The sequence below is a fragment of the Lysinibacillus sp. LZ02 genome, assembly GCF_050613145.1.
In the GTDB taxonomy this organism is placed as follows: Bacteria; Bacillota; Bacilli; order Bacillales_A; family Planococcaceae; genus Lysinibacillus_B.
Window position 1 is genome coordinate 3,352,221 of sequence record NZ_CP192507.1, and the last position, 22,531, is coordinate 3,374,751.

Here is a 22,531-nt window from a genome sequence, read left to right on the forward strand (position 1 = left end):
ATAGTTAATTAAAGAGGTGAATGTACTAAAATGAGAGAAGAATTGTATTCTATTTTAGAATTAAATTCTCAAGACGAGAAGAGACTATTTGCTAAAAAGATTGGAATTGAATTAAAAAAATTAAATTATTATAATGCTAATTGTATCTATCCTGATGAAACGTATATCAAAAAAATACTAAATGCAAGACCTCATTTAAGTGAGCTAGAACTAAAGTTAAGACTAGGTAATATTGATCAAAACGTTATTTCTCTCTTAAAAGATAATTTAGAAACAATAAAGACACTAAAACCTAAAAAGAAAATAAACACAAAATTACACAGAAGATTAAAGCCAATATTCTCCACTAGATTTGGTGAATTATATAACGAGGATTGTATAGAGGTACTTAAACATTTACCCTCAAATTCAGTAGATTTGATATTTGCTGATCCGCCATTTAACCTAAATAAAGAATATGAATCAGGTATTAATGATAACCTTTCAAAAACCGAATATCTTAATTGGACTGAAAGTTGGTTGACCGAATGTATACGAGTTTTAAAGGACGGGGGAGCAATTTTTATTTGGAATATACCTTCTTGGAACACATATAGTTCTGAAATATTAAATAAACATTTAAACTTTCGACATTGGATTGTTGCAGACGTTAAATATAGCCTACCTATCCCAAATAAATTATACCCCGCTCATTACTCACTACTTTATTATATTAAAGGTAACAAACCTAATACTTTCAATCAAGAACGTTTACCACTGGAAATCTGTCCACATTGTAGTCATGATATAAAAGATTACGGCGGATATAAAAACAAATTAAACCCAAAAGGAATTTCTCTTACTGATGTTTGGAAAGATATTTCTCCCGTAAGACATAAAAAATATAAAACACGTAATAGTAATGAACTTCCCTTGAATTTACTTGAAAGAATTATTTCAATGACAACAAATGAGGGCGATATTATTTTAGATCCGTTTGGTGGCAGTGGTACTACATTCATTGTTAGTGAAGTTCTAAAAAGAAATTGGATTGGAATTGAAATTGGTCCCATAAATGATATTATTAGACGTTTTGATAATATCAAATCTCAGGAGAATTTGATAAAAACTATCCAAAAAAACAAAAATCAGTTATTTACCGAAGAAATGATAAAAGCTAGAATTGCTAATAAACAATGGCTCCCAGAAGACTTTAAATAAAAAGTCAACATACTTTTCTTGCATAAATATGACAGGTAAACTTAATAAAAATTAAAACATTAGAACTTATGATATTTAAAATTTTATTTTTTCTATCCAATGGGTTTTAATGTTTTTTTATTCACTTCTATTTTTCATTATTAAACTTGCCTTAATACAACAAAAATCTATAATTATAGTTAAGGAGGAATTAAAATGAAAACTTTAACATTTTTCAATAATAAAGGTGGTGTTGGAAAAACAACACTAACCGTAAATCTTGCTTCATACTTACAAACTAACTATAACAAAAAAGTCTTGGTATTAGACGCAGATCCTCAAGCAAATTCGACTCAACTTGTCATTCATCCAGAAAAATGGAATGAATTATATCCAGAAGCTTTCGGAACAAATAATCATACAACTGAAAATAAAACTATAAAATCCTTATTCCAACCACTATTAGTTGGAGACCGTGAAATCAATCCTAATATTAACTTTATAAAGGGTAAAGATCATTCCTTTGGATTTGATTTAATAGCTGGGGACCCTTCTCTTTCACAAGTGGAAGATATCTTAAGTAGTGCATGGGAAGAAGCTAAATCAGGCTCAATAGGAGGAATCAGAACAACTAATTGGTTAAATATACTAAAAAAACATGCTACTGAAAATGAGTATGATTTTTTAATAATAGATGTAGGTCCTTCATTAGGTGCCTTGAATAGAAGTATACTCTTGAATAGCGAATATATACTTATTCCAATGGGTTCTGACATATTTAGTTTAATGGGCATTAGAAACATTTCTGAATGGATTAATGATTGGCGGAAAAAATATAATAACAGTCTAAAGTTAAGCGAATTGCAAAGTCGTCCCTCAGATCTTGAAAAATATTTTATTAATCATAATATTGAACGATCGACACAATTAATAGGATTTTCAATACAACAATATAACTCTCGCAAGTTTAAATCGGGTTATCGTCCTGTAAAAGCCTACGATGAAATTATTTCAAAAATGCCAGAAACTATTGTTGAAACACTTAGTAATATAATTCCAAAAAGCTTGAAATCCGACTTAAACCTTGGGGATGTCCCTTACCTTAATAGTATTATACCTATAGCACAATCAAATAACGCACCTCTATATTCTTTAAATAATTCACATGGTATCAGAGGTGGACAATCCTCAAATGTTATTAGATATGAAGAAATGTTAGATAATATCACTTCTAAACTTTTAAGAAATATTGAAACTATTGAAGGTGATCATAATGAATGAAACTATAGATATTCCTTTTCCTGAAACACTAATAGAAGAAATTGCTTATAATCGTTGCATAATATTTATTGGCGCAGGAGTATCAGCCACTTCAAAAAATAAAAATAACGAATCTATGATGGATTGGTCAACTTTTATGTCAGAGGCACAAAAACTTATAGAATCATGTGAAGAAGATGTTAAAGAATATGTTCAGCAATGTATTGATAAAAGAAATTATCTTCACGCTTTACAAACTATTAAAGATAAATCTAATGGCAATGGAAATTATATAGCATTGTTAAAACGTGCATATTCAGGTAACGGTTATTCACATTCAAGAGCCCATGAAATTCTACATAGTCTAAATATCAAAATTGTAGTTTCTACAAATTTTGATAAAATCTACGAGACATATTGTATAGCAAATGGTTCAAAATATAGTAGCGGTCATGTTGTTATAAATTATAAAAACACCGATGATTTAATTCACAACATAAAATCTTATGATAATGTCATCATTAAAGCACATGGATCTATAGATTCTCCTGATGGTTTAATTTTCACAGAAGATAATTATTATAAATCTATTAGAGAGAACCACCTTTTTTATAAAATCTTTGAGTCATTATTTTTAACTCATACCGTTTTATTTATTGGTTACAGTCTAAACGATCCTGATATTAATTTATTATTTAATACTGCTGCTAATACTGCATCGGAAATGACTCCGCATTATGTACTAACAACTAGCGGTACAAATCCACAATTAATAAAACATCATAAACAGAACTTTAATATTGAACCAATCATTTACGGAGATAAACATGAACAACTTATTCCGGCATTAGAGGATCTGTATGTAAAAGTTACAAGCTTACGTGAAGATAGAGGACTCAATCATTTAATAATTGATTAATTTGACTCCCAAAATGAATGCCACACCCCAAAATCCCCTAAAAACACAAAAAGACCGAAACCCTTATATATAAAGGGTTTCGGCCTTTTTTGAAATCGTTTGATTCCTATGTATGGAGACGGCGGGAGTCGAATCAACCGTCTCAAAGTGTTATTATATCAATGCTTGCGGGGGCACTTGATTTTTTTTGACTACGTTTTTGACTACGTTTTTAAAAAATTTAGTTGCGGAGCAATGCCTAGTTCTAGATCTGCTGTGTTCCCATAATAGTAGAAACATGATAACCATTGTACAAATTTATATTTTAGTTTTTAGAGGAAGTGATATTTAATATGTTCATTTTATTTGAACAATTATTTCCTTACAGTAGAAAAAGCAGACAGCTCACTAGACCACCTGCTTTTCATATTTCAACTAATTCTAGTTTTTATTTTTAAAAAAATCTTACCACTGATGTGATACCTATGCTAATTAAATAAATTTTTCAATTTTTATAGAGATTTTACTATATTACCTATTGGAATAATGTGGTGATTAACTACTTTAATCATTTCTTGATTATCTATTGCTTCTAATAAATCACCTATCGGAATAACTTCTGAAACAGTATTGTCCCTTCCTTTAACAGCTACAGCAATAACTATATTATTATGATCTACGATTGGTCCCCCACTATTACCTCCATGAATTGGCATTGTAGTAGTATATCGTACAAAGTTATTAGGGTAATATAGAGCTATTCTTTGACTTTGTATTTTCCCTTCAACTTCATGAAGATTTTGACCTCGGATATATTCAGGATATCCCAATAACACACATTGCATGTTCTCTCTAATATCTAAAGAATAATTAAAACCATATTTATGCTTATCAATACCTTCTATTTCAAGAACCGCTAAATCTCTTCCTTTATCATACATAATCACTTTAGCAAACCAAATATCATCTGAATATTGTGATTTAGTAACTGGTATATAGTAATCATCATTAAAACTACCTAACTCATTCTCGATTACATTTACTATGTATGGTTTTATCACATGCCAATTAGTAACTAATCCTATTCCCTTTAATAAAAATGCGCTCCCTTGAGAGGATATAAATTTACTCTCATATGCTTCTCCCACTTTATGTGATATTTCATCTTCTTCAATTACAAATATATTCTGTTGTCTAAATTCTTTTTCAGTATATGGCCTATATAAAAAAGAGTAACTTTTACCTTGTTGTTCATTAACTTGCTTAATTATCTTATTATATCTAATAGCGAATTTTTGAAATATTAAATCTTGTTTCCCTTTAATGTTACCAATATGTGATATCATACCTCTTACAACATTAAACATGTCACAATTCTTAAATAAAGTATTTCTAAATTGATACTTGGCTTCAAAAATTCCCCTAGCCTTTTCAATATCATTTATATTTTTATCTATAGTATGTAATATAGAACGTATTCTTCTTATATAAGACCTATTAACATTTAATTTATTGTTAACTTTCACACCAGTTACATACTGCGCTTTAGAGTAATCATAGATTCGAGTTTTATTTTCATTTACCTTAAAACCATTATTTTCAATAATACTCTTAACTTTTTCTCCTGCATTCATTAGGTCTTCATCATGTTCATAAATGCTCTTATGGAATTCATCACGATTTGTAGAAAAAGTTATATCATCTGCATATCTTGTATAAACACATCCATACTTTTTGGCTAATCTACTTAATTGTTTGTCTAATTTATAAGCTATAATGTTGGAAATTATCGGGGATGTAGCAGCTCCTTGAGGTAATACATTCTTATTATCACAACAAATATTTGCTAAAGTAGTCGCTACTTCATTATTGAATTTGAAATAAGTCATAAACATAGCTCTTACTCTCGGAAAATTAATACTAGAGAAAAAATCCTTTAAATCTAAATTCAAAACTAATTTCTTCTTTAAATGCATCTCAGCATTTGTCCTTATACTTTTCCCTTTTTCAAACCCATGTGATGATACGTTTGAATATGTATAGACAACTGAAATTATATAATTTAACTTCTTTTGAATTATGTCCAAGTTGTTAGAGGGTTTATTTATTACTCGAAAATCCCCAGATTTCTTTTTAGGAATTTTAAATTCGTAATACATTTTCTCGACAATTACATTTTTCCACAAAACTTTTTTTGAGATTTCAAGCAATATTGCGACGTCTTCAAATGACTGCAAACTATTAAAACATTTTTTAATGTCATCATCACTTTTTATAATTTGAACTTGCAAGAAATCACCCTATTTCATGAAAATGTGGAGTAGCCATTCCACTCTTTTAAACTAGCGTAGAACATTAACGTTATAATAGTACACATGCAATCGGGAATAAATATTCCTTTTTGCTTTATCAAAACCAGGCGATTTCACCTTCGATACTCGAAGCTACTCCAAACAAATAATACCATATTTCCAAATAATAATCTTCCCCAAATTAGTATTTCAGATAAATAAATCCTTTAAATAGTATTTACACTCCTATTGAATTCATTAAAAATTAAACTTTCTAATAATCTATAAGATAGTATAAATTGAATTTACAACTTATTTTTTATTATTCTCAGATGTTAAAAGTTCAAATGGTAAGCTTTTGAAAGTGATATTAATATATTAACTATTAGTAAAACTAATTTAATAATAAAAAACAGATCAAATAAAAAACATTGGTCTGTTTTACTTTAGTCATAGTCCTTACTACGAAAAAAACATGAAAATGTTTATCCTAGTCGATTTAAATTAATTTTCCATTCCGGAGGGCTTGTTGACCAATCTAAATATTCATCTGAATATTGCAATTTTATTAATATTATTTGTTCTAGTAACGTTGCCATTCGAGTCCAAATTAGATAATCTGAAGGAGTGAACACGTAATCTCCATGAGCTGCCTGGTTTCTTTTTATTACAAATTGTCGAACCCAATCATTATCAAATTCCACTTCAAATGTTTGGAGTAAATTTGTAATCCTTGAACGAAGGTTTCTTTGAACCAAACCACTCAATTTCTGTTTTATTCCTGTTTCATCAAAATCACCAATATCTTCCTCAGACAATGATACAACAATGTTTTCATCTATAAATCCTTTAAAATATGGGTAAATTCTTCTTCTTTCAGCTCTTTTTATATAGTGGGTACTAGTATCCCCTAATTCATTATTTGCAAAGTCTTCAATTGAAGAACCTAAAATAATAAATGGTGCTGGGAAGATTAATCTAGATGCAGACAAGTGAATACCTTCAACAAGTTTTTTAAGGGAATGTCTAGTTTCTTGTCCTAATCCATTATAGACGGGATAACACATTTGAATAAATCGTGATAAATAACCTGGGTATAAAACCCTTATCAATTGTCTAAAAGGGGTTAATGAAGCGTGTGGCACATTCCTAATCATATTAAAAAGTTCCAGGTCATTGTTAAATCCTAGTGCATTTGTCCAGTTTACCCTAGCTCCGTATGCAACGGAAAACAAATCTATTATACTCTCCATTATTTCTCTAGCTTCATCAAACTGAATAGTACTATTTTCTTTTTTTAGGACAACTTTTAATGTAACAAGGTCTTCGTTCTTCTTAATTATTTCATCTTTTTCCGTTACTATATTGTTAACTTCAAAAAAATCAATTTTGATTGTGTCTTGATTATGATTAATTGTAAAACTACTCTTATTACGTACAGAACGGGTACCTATTCTAGTCATATCATCAAAAGCAATGAGGAAATTTGATATCCAAAACTCAAATCGTTCACATTTACTATTGCCCTCTATTACCAATTCTGAAATATCAAATTCCCATTTAATATTTAACCCTTGATTATTAATGTCTCCCCCCCTCTTAGTCAATGCCATATTATTCGCCGAAATCAATTCTCCTTCAATACTTTCCCCTTCAAAAATCCATGGGAAAAAGGGTAAATCATTCAATGTTTTATCAATAGTTCCTTCATCAATATAGCAAATAACACTATTCTTTTTTGAATCCCATGCATTATTAGAGTCTACGCTTATTCTAATGCTACCTTCAATTTCTAACTCATCCTTGTACTTAAATTTACCTTTCCCTTCTATTGTTTTTTCCATTCTCCCACTCCTTTAATTAACAGAATCAAAAGTTACCAAACACACCAGGATTATATCATTAATTGGTAATGATATGCTCATTTGTACCCTATAAAAAGAATTGAGAAACTAATTTATTTCCTTCATTTCATGAACTCCTTGTGACAATAGCATTGTTGTTACCCTTTAATAGTTGGATATGTTCAAGGGATAATTCTATGTCGAATATAATCATCATTTACACAAGCTGATTGAATACCAACACAGTTTAGTTTGATTTTAAACCAAAAAGTTCTAAAAAACCTAGGTAAAATGTATTGGGATCATTGAAATATACCCAATTTAGTATAATAGAGTTAATTTCATAATTCCAATCCCTTGTCTACCAAGGGTTTCAAAACAATAAAAAAAGGGCACCTCCCCAATTTGGTATAATTTAAGTGACCAAACCAAAATTATCCCTGAGGTGAATGCCCTATGACGATTATAAAACAAATGCGTCTATTTGACATCCATGAATTAATGGAAATGGAAAGTTCTCATCGTTTTGATGCGATTTTGACCACTTTTGATTTACAGCCGATTTTCCAACTGTTCCGTAAAAAGACAATGCGTGGTGCTCCAAGAGAATTAAACTACGGTGCAATGATTCAATCGTTAATCATTCGCATTGTCGAGCGTATTCCAACAGTAAAAGATTTAATCAAACGGCTAAAAAATGATCTTATCTTTCGTTTAGATTGCGGCTTTTTACTTTCCGATTCGGTGCCTTCTGAAGCTTCTTATTCACGTATGGTCGATGTGATTAGTCAGTCAGAGGTTTTCGATAAAATGCAGGATGAAATAATTCAAACAGCCTTTACAGAAGGATTTCTGAACGATGAACACCTTAGCTTTGACGCGACACATTTCGAAGCACGAGATGCGTCAAAACCATCCGAGAAAAAAGAAAAGATTCCGAAAAAGCGTGGCCGTAAATCGAAAGAAGAACGTGCTGCCTGGCTCGCTGAACAAGCAGAAATCGAAGCAAATCTGACAACGTATGAAAAGAAGTTAGAAGCCCAATTAACGATTCCAACACAGACACTTTGGCAAGACATCCCGATCGAACCTAAGTGGGGCGTCAAGAAGAATAGTGACGGTAAAAACACGTTCTGGTTCGGTTTCAAAGGGCATTTAGCTGTCTCGACAAAAAGTCAGTACATTGTGGCACGCTTGATGTCGTCCGGCAGTTTAAGTGATAGTAAAGCAGCCATTCCACTGTTAAAAAAGGTAGCAGAAGTGGTGCCAAACCAATTTACAACGACTATATTCGACGCAGGATATGATTACGAAGCGATTTATCAACAAATCTTAAATCAAGACATGAAAGCAGTCATTCCATACGTTAAGCGTCGTGAATCTGAAATCTTGGGCTTCGATGAACATTTCCGTCCAACGTGCGTACGCGAACATAGCTACTGTTACGACAGCTTTGACGAGAAATACCAAAGTTTAAAATTTACACGTCCAAAAGAATGTGCAACGTGTCCATTACGCACGGATTCACTTTGTCAAAAAGTCTTTAAAATCAAGTGTGAAACGGATATTCGCAAGTATACGTATCCAGCAAGAGGCTCCGCATTATGGGAGAAACTGTACAAAGAACGTACAGCCGTTGAACGCGTGAATGCCTACTTAAAAGAATATTTTCAATTAAATAATGTCCGTCATCGAACAGGTAGAAAAGCCAAGCTCCATTTCAATCTGGTGACGTTTATTTATAATGCCTGCCAATTAGCTATTGATCGTTTGAATGTACAATTGACTGAACAAAATATAGCTGCATAATTTTTAAAATTAAAATCGAGAAATTGGGTTAGTCTAAGCTTTTGAAAAAATCGATTTATGAAATTGATTCATTTATAAAAAAGATAATATTTTTATTTAACTCTCCTTTTCAAGCCTCGTATAAAGCTAACGTAAGCAATTATAATTGCGGGGAATAAAATGACCAACAAAAGGAGCTATACATATGAGTGTAGAATTTACGAACAATGATACAACTATGGAAGAAGTGATTATGAAGGCGGTTCAGAAGGCATTACTAGCTTCTCAGCATCAGTTTATGGATAGCGGATGGCTTTCCTTGAAAGACGGTGCTAAGTACGCCGGGGTCTCTTACAACACGTTTATTAAGTTCCGTGAGATGGGCTTACAAGTATGTGAAATAGAAGGTATCAAACGTGTTTCACGTAAAGAGATTGATCGTTTTTTACAACATCATAGCTTTTAATCATTATGTATAAGGATTTGCCTTTTAATTCGATTATAATATCACTAGAGGTAAATCCTCTCTTTAATCAATTGCCCCCGCAACTGATTCAGGAGGAGTTATCATGGTAAAGAAAAAAGTATCACCTATTAAATGCTATACGCTAAAAAATGGTGATAAACGATATGAGTTTCCAGTCTATTTAGGGATTGATCCGTTAACAGGAAAACAGAAGCGTACACTGAAACGAGGATTTAGAACACGTAAAGAGGCTGAATTAGCACTAGCACGTATTAAGCTAGATGTAGCAAATGGCACTTATCGTCAGGAGCGAGCGGAGACGTACCAAGAATTATATAACTTATGGGTAACACAATACGAAAAGACTGTTGAGGAAAGTACATTCGTCAAAACAGCAGGTATTTTCAAAAATCATATTTTACCTTCAATGGGTACCTATAAGATTGAAAAAATCAATGTAGATGTTTGTCAAAAGCATATTGATGAGTGGGCGGCAAAGTTAAAGAAGTTTAGGATGGTAAAAGCATATGCTGCAAAGGTATTAGACTTTGCTATTAAGCGTGGATTTATACAAACCAACCCATTTACACATGTAGACATGCCCACCACCGGTTCTAAAAAGGCTATTGTAACGGACGAAGATGAAGCGGAGAACTTCTACACTCGTGAACAGCTTATCAAGTTCCTATCATGCTTAGAACAAGAAAGTAACTTCAAAGCATACGCCTTATTCCGTTTACTTGCCTTCAGCGGTATGCGTAAAGGTGAAGCACTGGCACTTTCATGGAATGACTTAAACTTCACAACGAACGAGCTGCGTATTAATAAGGCACTCTCACGTGGGAAAGATAATAAGCTCTATATAAAGTCTACAAAAACAGGTGTTGCTCGTACGATTAAAATGGACGACAAGACAATGACAATATTAAAAGAGTGGAAGAAAAAGCAGAAGCAGGATTATTTAGTGCTAGGCTTCAATACAATGCAACCTAAGCAACTCGTATTTAGTAATGAAGTGAATGAATACCTACAGCCTACAAAGACTCGTAAATGGATTCTACACATTCAGAAAAACTATGGGCTAGGTACAATTACAATACACGGATTACGTCATACGCATTGTTCATTGTTATTTGAAGCGGGTGCTAGTTTGAAGGAAGTGCAAGATCGTTTAGGACACAGTGATGTACAAACGACAATGAACATCTATGCACACGTTACGAAAGAGGCAAAAGAAGAGGCTATACAGAAGTTTGCTAGCTATATTGAGATGTAATTTTCGTGACTACGTTTTGACTACGCTTTTGACTACGTTCGATTGATATTCAATTAAACTACATGACATAGGGCAAAAGAAAAAACCCTTGATATACAAGGGTTTTGACACTCATTGAAATTCAATGAAATCGTATTATGGAGACGGCGGGAGTCGAACCCGCGTCCAGAAGCTCCAATACGCCGGCTTCTACGCGTGTAGTTTGTCTACTTGCAATTCGCGAGTCCTTATGCCGACAAACAGGCGTCCGGATCGCTAACCTGGAAATCTCTTGCTACTGACTCAGGTGGCACCAGTAACCGTATCCCACTAAAGTTGGGCCCGACGTACTGCACATGGGCGATGCAGAGGCCGAGCGCTTACGAGCTTACGCTGCGAAAGCTAAATTTTGTTGTTTGCCAGTTATTATATAACTTCCGTTGATGACGGAGCCGAGACCTCCGACGCGCGACCAGAGCTTGAACCACCCCTGTCGAATCCGTAACGTCCCCGTATAATATCGGTAGCGTATGAAACGCACCTTATTTCCGGGTTACGAGCTAAGTCGTGTACGGGAAGAACAATAAAATCTTGTTCTATAATGAGTATCGTATGAGTAGATACCCACTGGCAACTTACATAACACATTATAAATCAAGCAACATCAAACTTCAAGCGAATCCCACGCCATTTTCTCTATCGATTGCTGGTGTGAATGCCAAATAATTCACGCCCAACCATTCCTACAATAAAATCAGCCTTATACTTTACTAAAAAAACATGCATTTTAGCTAAAAAATGAACGTTTTTATGCAAAAAAGAGCCCCGTACGAATAGCTACCGTGATAAAAAAGAGAGAAATTTACTAAAAAAGTTACTGGCATGAAGAGCAAAAACAGCGCCTTTTTAGATGAAAAAGTAGAAAATAATCAAGCTTTTTTTAAAAAATGCCCCTTGTTTCAAGAGGCTTGATACAAATCTTGATGCTGCAGTGATTCATAAATAACTCTTTATTTTAATCAAAAATAATAATAACGCATAATTTTTTACTAGAAAAAAATGAACCCCTCTCTGCAAAATCGTCAAAATCTTAAATTGTCGATTTTCATATACAACTTAATTAAGAATAAGCGCCATTCAGGTGAATAGTCCCGATTTGACACTTATTTAAAATTAAGTTGTATCTCGATTTTGCTATTTGACATAATCGAGGCATTAAAAATGATTGGTTTCAATTCAACATAAGTCAAAAAAGTTGCGCTTGTTTTCAATCAACAAAAATTTTAGGCTGATATTTGCAAACAATGGGCTGATATCCTGGAGTTTTAGGCTGATATATTCAAAAAAGAGGCTGATATATTTAACGTGCTTGCTTCTTTGCTAATTGCAGGCGACTTGCTTGCTCGTTAAAAACTTTTTAGTTCTGCTTCCGTTAAATTGAGGTAGCCCATGTAGTGTAATTGCATCGTGCCGTTCACAAATTTGACTACTGCGTAGCTTGGGATACCTGTTTTCAGGAAGGCTTTCGTTTTTTCTGGCCATTCTGAAAGAGGTTTGTTTTTATATTTATTTAAGTCGAATGTAGCATCCTCCGTCACATCGTAGTACTCCATCGCATTAAAAAAAGTATCTCGAAACGTTACGAAGTACGTTTGATTCGCTATTTTTTTAGCTGCTGTGACATCGCGCACGACATGATCGCCGTAATGGTCGGTTGGTGGCATATAGAAGACACCTTTTTCATAGTGTAGTAATTCGATTGGGCTCGGCTTCTTTGGTGATGGTAGTCCCAGTGCCGCACCATCTAACTCAATATCATGTAGCTGCTTCATTTTTTTCGCTACTTGTGCCTCGGTGTAGCCCAGGAAGTAATCTAATTTCCCGCCATCTTGCTTCACTTTTCCTCTCCAAATGAGGTCAATAATAACACGTGGATACGTTGTCTTATCTCGCTTATCCATCATTTGATAAAATCTATACTCTTTCATCCTTGTTTGTATTTTCTTAAAATCCTTAATAGAAGCATCTTTCCCGTCTAGTAAAACGGTGTTAAACCCTTTTGTTAACGTGGAAAACACATGACCAATTTGTCCCGAAATATCCGCCGTATCAAATGCGAACGCTTTTTTTCCAGCACTGCTTTTGATCACAAAGGTTTCTTCTCCTTCGTATGCTTTTATTGTTTTTTGAAATGTTTTTAAATCGACTGCTTTCGTGCCTAATCGTTGTTTATTTATTTTCCCCTGACACTCCCACCCATGAATGAGTGGGGTTCTAAAGTACAAAAGATTTCTTCTTTACTCTCCCATCAACCGATGAAACTGGTTGGGTACAACATAAAGACACGTTCTTATTTCCTTTAGACTTCAACGAACAAGACGACCTTTGCCATCATTAGCGTTCGCACCGGCTCATGCCTAAACCGTTTTTATCGTTTACCTTATTCCCATACTTTTAAGCGTATGGGATTCCTTTTTTAGTTTACTAATTAATGCATCGTGATTTTTAAGGAATAAATGAAATGTTTTAAAGCATAAATCTCTATCTATTTTATCTAAATCTTTATCATTAACCATGTTCATCAAAAGGAAAGCTGAATACAAATCTCGTTGGACTTTGATGCCATCGAAGTCATTCCAACGCTTGCTCAATGATTTTTTTGTATACGTATCATCAAAATGATTATATTGACTCGCTTTTACTTTAGTTGTATTCACTTTGTTTAATTTCAAACCATTATACTTTAACTTCCGTTCTAGGCAACTTAAAAGCATAGAAGGAGCACGATTCGATAAGGTTCTTCCAAACCTTTTCTTCTTCTTAAATCGACCTTTTTTATTTTTCTCTGTTTTTTTACTTCGTTTTTGAAGTCCTTTAAAGGGCATTGTTTCTACGAAAATTGTATCGCCCATAGATAACAGTTGATTAGACAATGTTTCATGGTCTTGTTTTCTTACCATTCGGTTCTTACGATGCAACTCTCGATATTGATTTCGTAGTTCAACATAACGATTCGAATATACCCATCTTTCTCCATTACTACGATTGATTGTTCCATCATCATTATATTTTAAAGGGTTTGTCGCTCTTTTACTTCTATCCATTTTGCGTTGAATTCGTTGAATGGCTTTCTCATAATTAACCACATTAGGAGCCAAACCCTTTAGCATTACTTGTTTCTCGGAGCTTGCTGCGACAGTAGAAGTACCTATATCGATTCCTACTCTTCCAATGCCTACCTGTTGCTTTACTCCCTCTGAGTTATACGATTGCGGCGGAACGCCTTCTAATATAAGTTGAGCATAATATACATATTTTCCTTTTAGAAACACTCGTTTAATACGAACGTACTTCACTTTAGCTTGAAGTGCTAAATGAGCATATGCATCTTGTTTTCGAACAATAACAGGAATAGAAAGACCTTTCCAAGTCAACATATCGTTTATGAAGCGGATACCCGTTTTATTTGATTTACCTTCAACGGATTCCATCTCTCCGTAGCGTTTAAAATATACTTTCTTCGCTTCACCAAACATCATTTTTTTAAAAGCTTGAAAAGCCCTTGTTCCCATTTTTTGACCAGCTTGTGAATCTATATTTTGTTTGAATCGTTGACTCATAGGTGTTAAAAAAGCATGAATAGAATACTCTGTCAACCCAAACTGTGCATTCAACTTCGAAAAAATAGCATTTCTCTCTTTTCCTTTTTTCATCTTTTTGGCTTTTTGATAGGATTTTGATTGTTGCATAGTGCGATAACGTTTGTATAATTCATTCACGCAGGCATTGTATATCTTGCGAGAAATTTCAAAACGTTTATCTAGAATATCATCTTGGAAAGATTCTGTTTTTAAGCGCAACGTTAATACATAGCTTGGCGTTGACATCGCATTCACCCCCTCGTTTTTTGATTTTCTACATAACGTCTAATGGTTTCGCTTGATACGTTTCCAGCAGTTGAAACAAAATAAGAACGCGTCCATAGACTTGGCAAATGTTGAAGATGAGGAAATTCCTCTCTCAACTTTTTAGAAGTCACTCCTTTTATTTTTGCCATTATGTCTGTTGGACTAAATGTTGGTAGTGTATTTAAAAACAAATGCACATGGTCTTTATCGCATTCCATTGCGATGACTTCGATTTCTAATTCTTCGCAAATCTCTTGAACCAATGTTTTGAAGCGCTCTTCAACTTTACTGTTGAGAAAAATTTTTCTCCTATATCTCGGACAAAACACAAAATGATAATGAATTAATGACACAGTTGTTTTAGTTCTTCTATATTCATTTAACATATATCGATTGTATCAGTTTAACTATTAAACTGCAACTTAAATACATTAAAAATTCAGATAATTAGAGCGTCGGTTTTGGCGCTCCTTATCTGACCTCACTTTCATCCCAAGCCTAAAGGCAAGGGCTTTCCTGTTCGGAAAATATGTAATTTGTACCATCTTTCGTTCGGAAGTGGTTTCTTTTCACAAATGTTTCTCCGCTAGTTGATTGGATAAAAGAAATGCTTACATCTGAGGTAGCCGAAGAATCCAGATTGATGGCTTCATGGAATAATAACTGCGCTTCATCTGCCTTCTCATTCCCTGCCCAAATTTCAAAAATATAGCTGCCTTGATTGCGATGAGTAAGTTCTGCATTAGCATAAGGCGATCCTTTCAATAAGATGTACATTTCATTTTGCCCGTCTTGATTTATGTCCATTAAGCCCGCATGTACAAGTCCAAATCCATTATTATAATACGTTGCGTTGTTTGGCATCGTACCGAAACGTTGTGCAATCTGTTCAAGGACCTTGCCTAATTGTTGTTGTCGTGTGATTTGTGTTTCTGAGAGAGTAGATGATTCCTGATGTTGCGCTACTTCCGCCGCGTTAGCATGTGATACGCCAATTGCTTCGTTTTCTGCACAACCAGCTAAACAAAGCATACCGGCTACTAATAATAGTTTTTTCAGCATAAAACCTCCTCAAATCACTTCCAATATATTACCAAAACGTAAAACACATGCCTACAATCGACATGTGCTTTTATGAAGCTATTTTATGATTCCGAAGCCAAGTAATGACCACTGCTAGTATTAATACAAAACCGAGGTACCCCATCGTTGAATAAAGTTTCCCTACCAATGTTGTAAATCCGACTAAGCTTACGGCAAAGCCAACTAATCCAATGAGCAGCACGGTTGGCTTGAACAATTTGCGATGCGGTGACATGAATCTAACGGTAAATATATACAGCATTCCTACGGCTGTATTGTACATCATACCTAACAAGATGATGGACATACATAGCCCGACTACTGGATGAATTTGCTTAGCCAGCTCTAATGTAGGCATATCGGTACCGGCTACTACATCCATTTTGACAAATAGTGCCGTATTAATTAATACAATTAAAGCACCTAGCATTATGCCGCCGAGAATACCGCCCCGCCCTGCTATTTTTCGGTCTTTTTCCGTACTGCCCATCACGATGAGCATCGCCGCACCTGCTGCAATATTATAGGACACATATAAAACCGCCCCCATCAGCCAATTGGTCGTAGCGGGTGTTTGATTTTTTGCCATTACATCTAACTCACTAATCGAGTAATCCATTGTGAAAAAAGAGTACATTAAAATAATAAAAATAATGCCCATTAAATACGGAGTTAACATGGCTACGATTTTCATAATATTTTCAGCGTTTAATAGAAGTGTTAAAATCGTTGCCGTTACCATGATGATACTGCCTACGCCTGGATGTATCCCGTACATTTGCTGAAATGTAGAGCCTGAACCCGCAAACATAACAACCCCTATGCCAAATAAAACAAGCGTAACCAAGATGTCTAGCACAGGACCCATATAGCGCCCTCCGATATAATATATGCCTTCTTTATGTGAGGTTGTTTGTAAATCCGAGCCTAATTGTGCCAATGTCATCCCTAAGAAAGCAAATATAACGGTCGCCACAATGGCACCCATCACTCCCATCAAACCAAAGCTCGTAAAATATTGCATGATTTCTTGTCCCGACGCAAAGCCAGCACCGACAATCAGCCCAACAAAGGCACCGCCAATTTGAAAGCTTTTCTTCATCGTACACCTACTTCTTTTTTCTTTACAGCACGATAAACATTGTCCTATTGTATGCCTAATATTTGTTGGACATGAGTCTGTTGTTTTTACGACATTGATAACATAAAAAGCATTCGGAGTACTAGGACTCCAAATGCCTTCTATCTTTCCCTATTAAGCTAGTTCTCTTTTATCTTTACGAATCCATGCAATAATGACCACAATAATTAACGCAAAGCCAAGGTAGCCCATTGTTGAATATACTTTGCCAACTAATGTCGTAAAGCCAGCTAAGCTTGCAACAAATCCAGCTAATCCGACAACGACAATCGTTGGCTTAAATACTTTATGGTCTGGTGCGACAAAACGGACTGTGAATGCATAGAACATCCCTACTGCTGTGTTGTACATCATCCCAAGAAGTGCGATTGCCATTAGCACACCGACTGCTGGGTGAATTTGTTTCGCTAATTCAAGCGTCGGCATATCGACACCTGCCACAACGTCCATTTTCACAAACATCGTAAGATTAATTAAAATGATTAATAAACCTAACATGATCCCACCTAAAATACCACCAACACCTGCTACTTTACGATCTTTGACAGTACCACCCATCACGATTAAAATGGCGGCACCTGCTGCAATATTGTACGACACATAAAGTAATGCACCGATCAGCCAGTTCGAAGCAGCCGCGCTTTGTGCTTGTGCCATTTCATTTGCCTCTGCCATGGAGATGTCCATCGTAAATAAAGAATAGATTAAGATAATGAAAATAATACCCATTAAATACGGTGTAATGACCGCAATTAAATTAATAATATTTTTTATATTTAATAGTAGCGTAAAAATCGTTGCGGCTACCATAATAATGCTACCAACCATTGGAGGAATGCCGAACATTTGATTAAATGTTGAACCTGCCCCTGCAAACATAACAACAGCTACGCCGAATAAGAAAAACGTAATTAGGAAGTCTAACACAAGCCCTATATAACGACCCCCAATATAGTAAATAACCCCTTTATGTGATGTTGTTTGGAGCTTTGAGCCAAGCTGTGCTAATGTCATGCCTAAAAAAGCGAATGCGGCTGTTGCGACTAATGCGCCGACAATCCCCATTAAGCCAAAACTCGTAAAGTACTGCATAATTTCTTGACCAGAGGCAAAGCCCGCACCGACAATCAGTCCGACAAAGGCTCCCCCAATTTGTAAACTTTTCTTCATATATTCACCTACTATTTTATTTAAAAATTCTGACAATATTATCCTGAATATATCCTTAAGCACCGCTTATTCGATGCTTAAGGATTGGGATTATTTGTATGTTTTCTTCTCAACTGTGTAAGATTCAACTGTTTCTACATTAACGTTGTAGCCGATGCCTGCTGTTTGAGGTACTTGGATATAGCCGTTTTCTGCCACCACTTCCGGATCAATAATATCTTTTTCCCAATAGCGATTAGAGCTTGCTGTATCACCAGGTAAAATGAAATTTGATAATGTTGTTAACGCGACATTATGTGCTCGTCCAATGCCTGACTCTAGCATGCCGCCGCACCATACAGGTACACCGACAGATTCGCAGTAGTCATGAATTCGCTTCGCCTCTGTTAAGCCGCCCACACGACCGATTTTAATATTAATGATTTTCGTTGCGCCTAGCTCCACTGCTTTACGTGCGTCTTCAAGTGAATGAATGCTCTCGTCTAAACAAATAGGTGTATGTAATTGTTTTTGCAGTGTCGCATGATCGATAATGTCATCGGATGCTAATGGTTGCTCGATCATTGTTAAGTTGAACTCGTCTAATTGTTTCAGTAGTTCTGCATCGGATAAGCGGTAAGCCGAGTTTGCATCTGCCATAATCGCCACATCTGGGAATTTTTCGCGTAATGTTCGCATTACATCAACATCCCAGCCTGGCTTAATTTTTACTTTAATGCGTTTGTAGCCTTCTTTTACATATTCGTCTACTAATGCGACTAGTTCATCAATCGAATTTTGAATGCCGATACTAATGCCAACTTCGATTTGCTCTTTTTTCCCACCAAGTGCAGCAGCTAATGATTGATTTGTTTGCTGTGCATAAATATCCCAAATCGCGCCTTCAATTGTCGATTTCGCCATATTATTTTTGCGGATTGGCTCAAAAATATCGCTCACTTCATCTGGATGTGCCATTTCTTTATTTAAAATAAGCGGAATTAAGAAATCCTCAAGCATATGCCAGTTTGTTTTTAATGTTTCTTCATTGTACCAAGGGGAATGGAAAGCAACGGATTCTCCCCAACCAGTTGTGCCGTCCTCATCTTTTGCTTCTAATAGTAAAAAGTCTTTATTTGTAAACGTACCGAAGCTTGTTGTAAAAGGTGCTTTTAGTTTCATTTGTAAATGACGAACTGTAATTTCAGTAATTTTCATATTAGTTTCCTCCAAGTGCTAACGTTTCTTTCTTGACGAAAATATAGTCGTTCCATTGCTCATTTTTTTGAATGCGGACAGCAGCATAATTGTTAGCAAACATCGTTTCAAATACGTTGCGTGTTGCAAGACGCCAGTGCATCGCATGTTCTTGACTTGTTGCCTTTAATGTTTGAAAATCTTTCGGTACAGGCAAAGAATAAGCAGGCGCTGTTATATGTTCAAGTGTGGTGATATGCAATTTCGGCAACCCGTGCTCATCCATCACAATGTCCCCAAGTGCTTGTGGCTGTTCAATTTGTGGCTCTTGTTGGTGTGTTACGTAATCACTCGTTAAATGCCAATGCACTTCAAAGCGGTCAGATGGGAGGCCTTTATTAAACCCGTCCTGCATTTCACCGTAACAATTTTCGATATACGTATCGCAAATGCCGTTTAGCTTTGTTAAGTTTAAGTACCCATTACGCGTTTCTAGCGGATCATACGTCCAAATCATGAGGTCATAGCCTTTTGCAATCGCCATTTCACGCTGGGCAAACTTTAATCGTTCACCAATTTGTTGCGAACGATATGTTTCATCAATCCCTAACATATGTGAGCACAAATAGCTTTTGCCTTCCTTTATTCCTGCAAAGCCGTAGCTAAATCCAATTAATCGCTCATCGTCATAGGCACCGACAATCATGCCACCATTTTTGATAGCCGTTAATGTTTGATGTGTTGGAATCGGCTGAATCCCCCAAACGCGTTGTTCAAGTTGTTGAACTTGCTCCATTTCTTCAATTGTTTTTAGCTCTTTTATGGAAATCATCATGTATCGCTTCTTTCTACTTGCTGTAGTGCTAACAATAAAGCCCTACTTATAATTTGAGCGCCTATCGGTAGACGTTGTTCGTTAAATGTCATTTGTGGATGGTGAAGTCCTGGTGCGACACCACATCCTAAACCAAGCATCGTTGTTTTCAACTGTGGTCTTGTGTATGCATAAAAGTGAAAATCTTCGCCGCCTGGTGTCACAACATCTGGTGCACAATGTCCTTCACCGACTGTGTCAATAATGGCTTGCTTCATCAGTGCTTTTGCTCCATCATCGACCTGTGCTGCAGCGATATGTGCCGCTACGTTTGTTGTAATCGTCGCGCCATATAACGTACTAACGGCTGCAACGGCCTTTTCAAACCCTGCTGTTAACACATCCATTGTGGCATTTGTTTGGGCACGTGCATCAATGCTAAATGTTGCTGTCCCCGGAATAATATTTGTGGATGAACCCCCTGCTTGTAGCTGCGTCATTTTAATGGATGCGGACTCTGTCGGGCTAATCCAAATTCGTTTTAGAGCATCGACTAAAGCGGCTGCCACCTCAATAACATTGACCCCTTGTTCAGGTCGAGCGCCATGTGCTTCAACACCTGTAATCGTACCTGTCAAAAGCTTCGCCGCACCGTGATATAACGCAGGTGCATGCACACCATCCGGAAGCTCGACTAACGGGCGGACATGTGTGCCAAATAAATATTCCAATGAATCGACGACACCTTTTTCGACTAATGCTTTTGCTCCTTGCGCCTTTTCTTCAGCTGGCTGGAAAATGAGTCGAACAGCTCCAGGCAACGTTTCTTTTTGTTCATTTAATAGAAATGCCACCCCGATCGCCATTGTCATATGCCCATCATGACCACATGAGTGATTGGCTTTAAACTCCCCGTTCACTTCTTGCCAAAGTGCATCGATATCTGTGCGGAACCCAACTTTTGGTATCCCTTGCCCAATATCCACATAGAGACCCGTCATATCGTCAAATGTATGTGGCGCCAGTCCCATTTCTTTCAGTAGCGACACTATATAGGCAGTTGTATTGACTTCCTGCCAGCTTATTTCTGGATTGGCATGTAAATGGGCAAATACGTTTTGCATGCGCTCCGCTAATTGTTGTTCTGTCATCTCGTTCAACTCCATCGATTTGCAATAAAGCTATTTTGAAAATCATCGTATTTTACGCGTTGCTGATTATAGTACGCGGCATCATGTGACATCATCCCGACGACAAGAGTATTTAAAAACACCATGAGGGCTGGCATCATGTCAATTGTCGATAGCTCTGTTTGCTGTAACACAAACGCTTCATTTGCAATGGCATGAATGGGCGCTACATTTGTATCGGTAATGGCAATCGCATACACACCGCATTTTCTAAATTCCTCTGTAATGTGGATTGGCTCTTTATAGTAGCGATGCAATGAAATCACGATCGCAAGCGCTGTTTCATCGACTTCTTGCACTGTTCGAATGAGTGCATTCGTCTCTGTTGGCACAAGCTTGACATTCGGGCGAAGCATATTGAGCGTAAATTGAAGCCATTGTGCTGCAAAGCTTGATGCCCCTGCACCGATTAAATAAATCGCTTTTGCTTCATGCATTTTTTTCGTCGTCTCTTGAAATTGTTCTGGATTTATTTTTTCTGCAATTCTGATAATTTGATGGCTAGTTTGCCTCATCACCTTTTCGCAAAGCTGTTGCTCTTTAAATAGCTCTTCTTTGGATGAAACATAATTGCCTAATGTGCTGTTTGTATTGTGTTCAAATAAATACATCGTCAGTTCTTTTTGTAGTTGCGCATAGCCATTTAACCCAATGGCGTAGCAAAAGCGAATGACCGTCGTTTCACTTGTACTCGCTCGCTCTCCTACCTCCGCAGCAGAATGAACTCCAATGTATGTCGGATTATTTAATATAAAATTTGCTACTTTTTGCTGCGACTTCGATAACGAATTAAAATGTTGCTCGATTCTTTCTTTAATCGTTCCCATTTCAGCCAAATGAAGTCACCCCTTTATTTTTAGCCAATATGAAGTTTACACTTCAAATTCTATTTAGTAATTTAACACGAATCAAAATGTGGTGCAATAAGTTTTCTGAAATTTCATAGTTATTTGTTTTCTCTCTTTTTTTGGAAAATTAGCATGAAAGCATTTTAAAATACAAAAAAGCATGAACGAGCTAGCAATTCAGTTCATTCATGCCTCTTCATAAAATTTTAATAATAGCCAT

The 22,531-nt window shown here is 35.7% G+C and carries 18 protein-coding genes and 1 other RNA gene; 6 read left to right on the forward strand and 13 right to left on the reverse strand.

Annotated elements, in window-relative coordinates:
• Positions 1-30 precede the first annotated feature (30 nt).
• The 3 genes from ACQQ2I_RS16205 (at position 31) to ACQQ2I_RS16215 (ending at position 3,358) form a co-directional block, all read left to right on the forward strand.
• Entirely contained in the window at positions 31-1,200 is a 1,170-nt protein-coding gene (locus tag ACQQ2I_RS16205; RefSeq protein WP_431027807.1) for a DNA methyltransferase, read from the forward strand.
• Between the two features lie 195 nt (positions 1,201-1,395).
• Positions 1,396-2,460: a ParA family protein gene (locus ACQQ2I_RS16210; RefSeq protein ID WP_431027808.1), complete on the forward strand. Its 1,065-nt coding sequence runs from the start codon at positions 1,396-1,398 to the stop codon at positions 2,458-2,460.
• The gene (locus ACQQ2I_RS16215; RefSeq protein WP_431027809.1) at positions 2,453-3,358 is read left to right on the forward strand and encodes an SIR2 family protein; all 906 of its coding nucleotides are present in this window, start codon (positions 2,453-2,455) and stop codon (positions 3,356-3,358) included. The genes ACQQ2I_RS16210 and ACQQ2I_RS16215 overlap by 8 nt, the downstream gene beginning before the upstream one ends.
• Positions 3,359-3,849: 491 nt before the next feature.
• Here the strand turns inward: ACQQ2I_RS16215 and ACQQ2I_RS16220 are convergent, their stop codons facing one another.
• On the reverse strand, positions 3,850-5,628 hold the full coding sequence (locus tag ACQQ2I_RS16220) for a reverse transcriptase domain-containing protein (protein ID WP_431027810.1): 1,779 nt from the start codon (positions 5,626-5,628) through the stop codon (positions 3,850-3,852).
• 485 nt (positions 5,629-6,113) lie between these two features.
• The gene (locus ACQQ2I_RS16225; protein WP_431027811.1) at positions 6,114-7,472 is read right to left on the reverse strand and encodes a hypothetical protein; all 1,359 of its coding nucleotides are present in this window, start codon (positions 7,470-7,472) and stop codon (positions 6,114-6,116) included.
• A 456-nt stretch (positions 7,473-7,928) separates the two neighbouring features.
• Between ACQQ2I_RS16225 and ACQQ2I_RS16230 the strand changes: the two genes are divergently transcribed.
• The 3 genes from ACQQ2I_RS16230 (at position 7,929) to ACQQ2I_RS16240 (ending at position 11,002) form a co-directional block, all read left to right on the forward strand.
• Complete coding sequence (locus ACQQ2I_RS16230) at positions 7,929-9,281, forward strand: transposase (protein ID WP_431027801.1); 1,353 nt, start codon at positions 7,929-7,931, stop codon at positions 9,279-9,281.
• A gap of 184 nt (positions 9,282-9,465) precedes the next feature.
• Positions 9,466-9,726: a DNA-binding protein gene (locus ACQQ2I_RS16235; protein WP_431027812.1), complete on the forward strand. Its 261-nt coding sequence runs from the start codon at positions 9,466-9,468 to the stop codon at positions 9,724-9,726.
• A 103-nt stretch (positions 9,727-9,829) separates the two neighbouring features.
• Complete coding sequence (locus ACQQ2I_RS16240) at positions 9,830-11,002, forward strand: tyrosine-type recombinase/integrase (protein ID WP_431027813.1); 1,173 nt, start codon at positions 9,830-9,832, stop codon at positions 11,000-11,002.
• A 135-nt stretch (positions 11,003-11,137) separates the two neighbouring features.
• Here the strand turns inward: ACQQ2I_RS16240 and ssrA are convergent.
• From ssrA to ACQQ2I_RS16295, 11 genes are all read right to left on the reverse strand, one after another.
• Positions 11,138-11,493: a transfer-messenger RNA gene (gene ssrA, locus ACQQ2I_RS16245) on the reverse strand.
• An 894-nt stretch (positions 11,494-12,387) separates the two neighbouring features.
• Positions 12,388-13,266, reverse strand: coding sequence for a hypothetical protein (locus ACQQ2I_RS16250; protein ID WP_431027814.1), 879 nt, complete (start codon positions 13,264-13,266; stop codon positions 12,388-12,390).
• Between the two features lie 150 nt (positions 13,267-13,416).
• Entirely contained in the window at positions 13,417-14,868 is a 1,452-nt protein-coding gene (locus ACQQ2I_RS16255; RefSeq protein WP_431027815.1) for an RNA-guided endonuclease TnpB family protein, read from the reverse strand.
• 5 nt (positions 14,869-14,873) lie between these two features.
• On the reverse strand, positions 14,874-15,275 hold the full coding sequence (gene tnpA, locus ACQQ2I_RS16260; RefSeq protein ID WP_431027816.1) for an IS200/IS605 family transposase: 402 nt from the start codon (positions 15,273-15,275) through the stop codon (positions 14,874-14,876).
• Positions 15,276-15,387: 112 nt separating this feature from the next.
• Complete coding sequence (locus ACQQ2I_RS16265) at positions 15,388-15,951, reverse strand: hypothetical protein (RefSeq protein ID WP_431027817.1); 564 nt, start codon at positions 15,949-15,951, stop codon at positions 15,388-15,390.
• Between the two features lie 70 nt (positions 15,952-16,021).
• On the reverse strand, positions 16,022-17,074 hold the full coding sequence (locus ACQQ2I_RS16270; RefSeq protein WP_431027818.1) for a YkvI family membrane protein: 1,053 nt from the start codon (positions 17,072-17,074) through the stop codon (positions 16,022-16,024).
• Between the two features lie 153 nt (positions 17,075-17,227).
• Positions 17,228-18,283: a YkvI family membrane protein gene (locus ACQQ2I_RS16275; RefSeq protein WP_431027819.1), complete on the reverse strand. Its 1,056-nt coding sequence runs from the start codon at positions 18,281-18,283 to the stop codon at positions 17,228-17,230.
• 90 nt (positions 18,284-18,373) lie between these two features.
• A complete protein-coding gene (gene menC, locus ACQQ2I_RS16280) occupies positions 18,374-19,480 on the reverse strand; it encodes an o-succinylbenzoate synthase (protein ID WP_431027820.1) in 1,107 nt (368 codons plus the stop codon).
• Between the two features lies 1 nt (position 19,481).
• Entirely contained in the window at positions 19,482-20,294 is an 813-nt protein-coding gene (locus tag ACQQ2I_RS16285; RefSeq protein WP_431027821.1) for a GNAT family N-acetyltransferase, read from the reverse strand.
• Positions 20,291-21,424: an amidohydrolase gene (locus ACQQ2I_RS16290; protein WP_431027822.1), complete on the reverse strand. Its 1,134-nt coding sequence runs from the start codon at positions 21,422-21,424 to the stop codon at positions 20,291-20,293. The genes ACQQ2I_RS16285 and ACQQ2I_RS16290 overlap by 4 nt, the downstream gene beginning before the upstream one ends.
• A gap of 5 nt (positions 21,425-21,429) precedes the next feature.
• Positions 21,430-22,290, reverse strand: a complete 861-nt coding sequence (locus tag ACQQ2I_RS16295; RefSeq protein ID WP_431030538.1) for a MurR/RpiR family transcriptional regulator — start codon at positions 22,288-22,290, stop codon at positions 21,430-21,432.
• Positions 22,291-22,531: the final 241 nt, after the last annotated feature.

Coding starts and splice junctions, on each gene's coding strand:
- ACQQ2I_RS16205 (WP_431027807.1), top strand. CDS start 31: ATGAGAGAAGAATTGTATTCTATTTTAGAATTAAATTCTCAAGACGAG.
- ACQQ2I_RS16210 (WP_431027808.1), top strand. CDS start 1,396: ATGAAAACTTTAACATTTTTCAATAATAAAGGTGGTGTTGGAAAAACA.
- ACQQ2I_RS16215 (WP_431027809.1), top strand. CDS start 2,453: ATGAATGAAACTATAGATATTCCTTTTCCTGAAACACTAATAGAAGAA.
- ACQQ2I_RS16225 (WP_431027811.1), bottom strand. CDS start 7,472: ATGGAAAAAACAATAGAAGGGAAAGGTAAATTTAAGTACAAGGATGAG.
- ACQQ2I_RS16230 (WP_431027801.1), top strand. CDS start 7,929: ATGACGATTATAAAACAAATGCGTCTATTTGACATCCATGAATTAATG.
- ACQQ2I_RS16235 (WP_431027812.1), top strand. CDS start 9,466: ATGAGTGTAGAATTTACGAACAATGATACAACTATGGAAGAAGTGATT.
- ACQQ2I_RS16240 (WP_431027813.1), top strand. CDS start 9,830: ATGGTAAAGAAAAAAGTATCACCTATTAAATGCTATACGCTAAAAAAT.
- ACQQ2I_RS16255 (WP_431027815.1), bottom strand. CDS start 14,868: ATGTCAACGCCAAGCTATGTATTAACGTTGCGCTTAAAAACAGAATCT.
- tnpA (WP_431027816.1), bottom strand. CDS start 15,275: ATGTTAAATGAATATAGAAGAACTAAAACAACTGTGTCATTAATTCAT.
- ACQQ2I_RS16265 (WP_431027817.1), bottom strand. CDS start 15,951: ATGCTGAAAAAACTATTATTAGTAGCCGGTATGCTTTGTTTAGCTGGT.
- ACQQ2I_RS16270 (WP_431027818.1), bottom strand. CDS start 17,074: ATGAAGAAAAGCTTTCAAATTGGCGGTGCCTTTGTTGGGCTGATTGTC.
- ACQQ2I_RS16275 (WP_431027819.1), bottom strand. CDS start 18,283: ATGAAGAAAAGTTTACAAATTGGGGGAGCCTTTGTCGGACTGATTGTC.
- menC (WP_431027820.1), bottom strand. CDS start 19,480: ATGAAAATTACTGAAATTACAGTTCGTCATTTACAAATGAAACTAAAA.
- ACQQ2I_RS16285 (WP_431027821.1), bottom strand. CDS start 20,294: ATGATGATTTCCATAAAAGAGCTAAAAACAATTGAAGAAATGGAGCAA.
- ACQQ2I_RS16290 (WP_431027822.1), bottom strand. CDS start 21,424: ATGACAGAACAACAATTAGCGGAGCGCATGCAAAACGTATTTGCCCAT.
- ACQQ2I_RS16295 (WP_431030538.1), bottom strand. CDS start 22,290: ATGGGAACGATTAAAGAAAGAATCGAGCAACATTTTAATTCGTTATCG.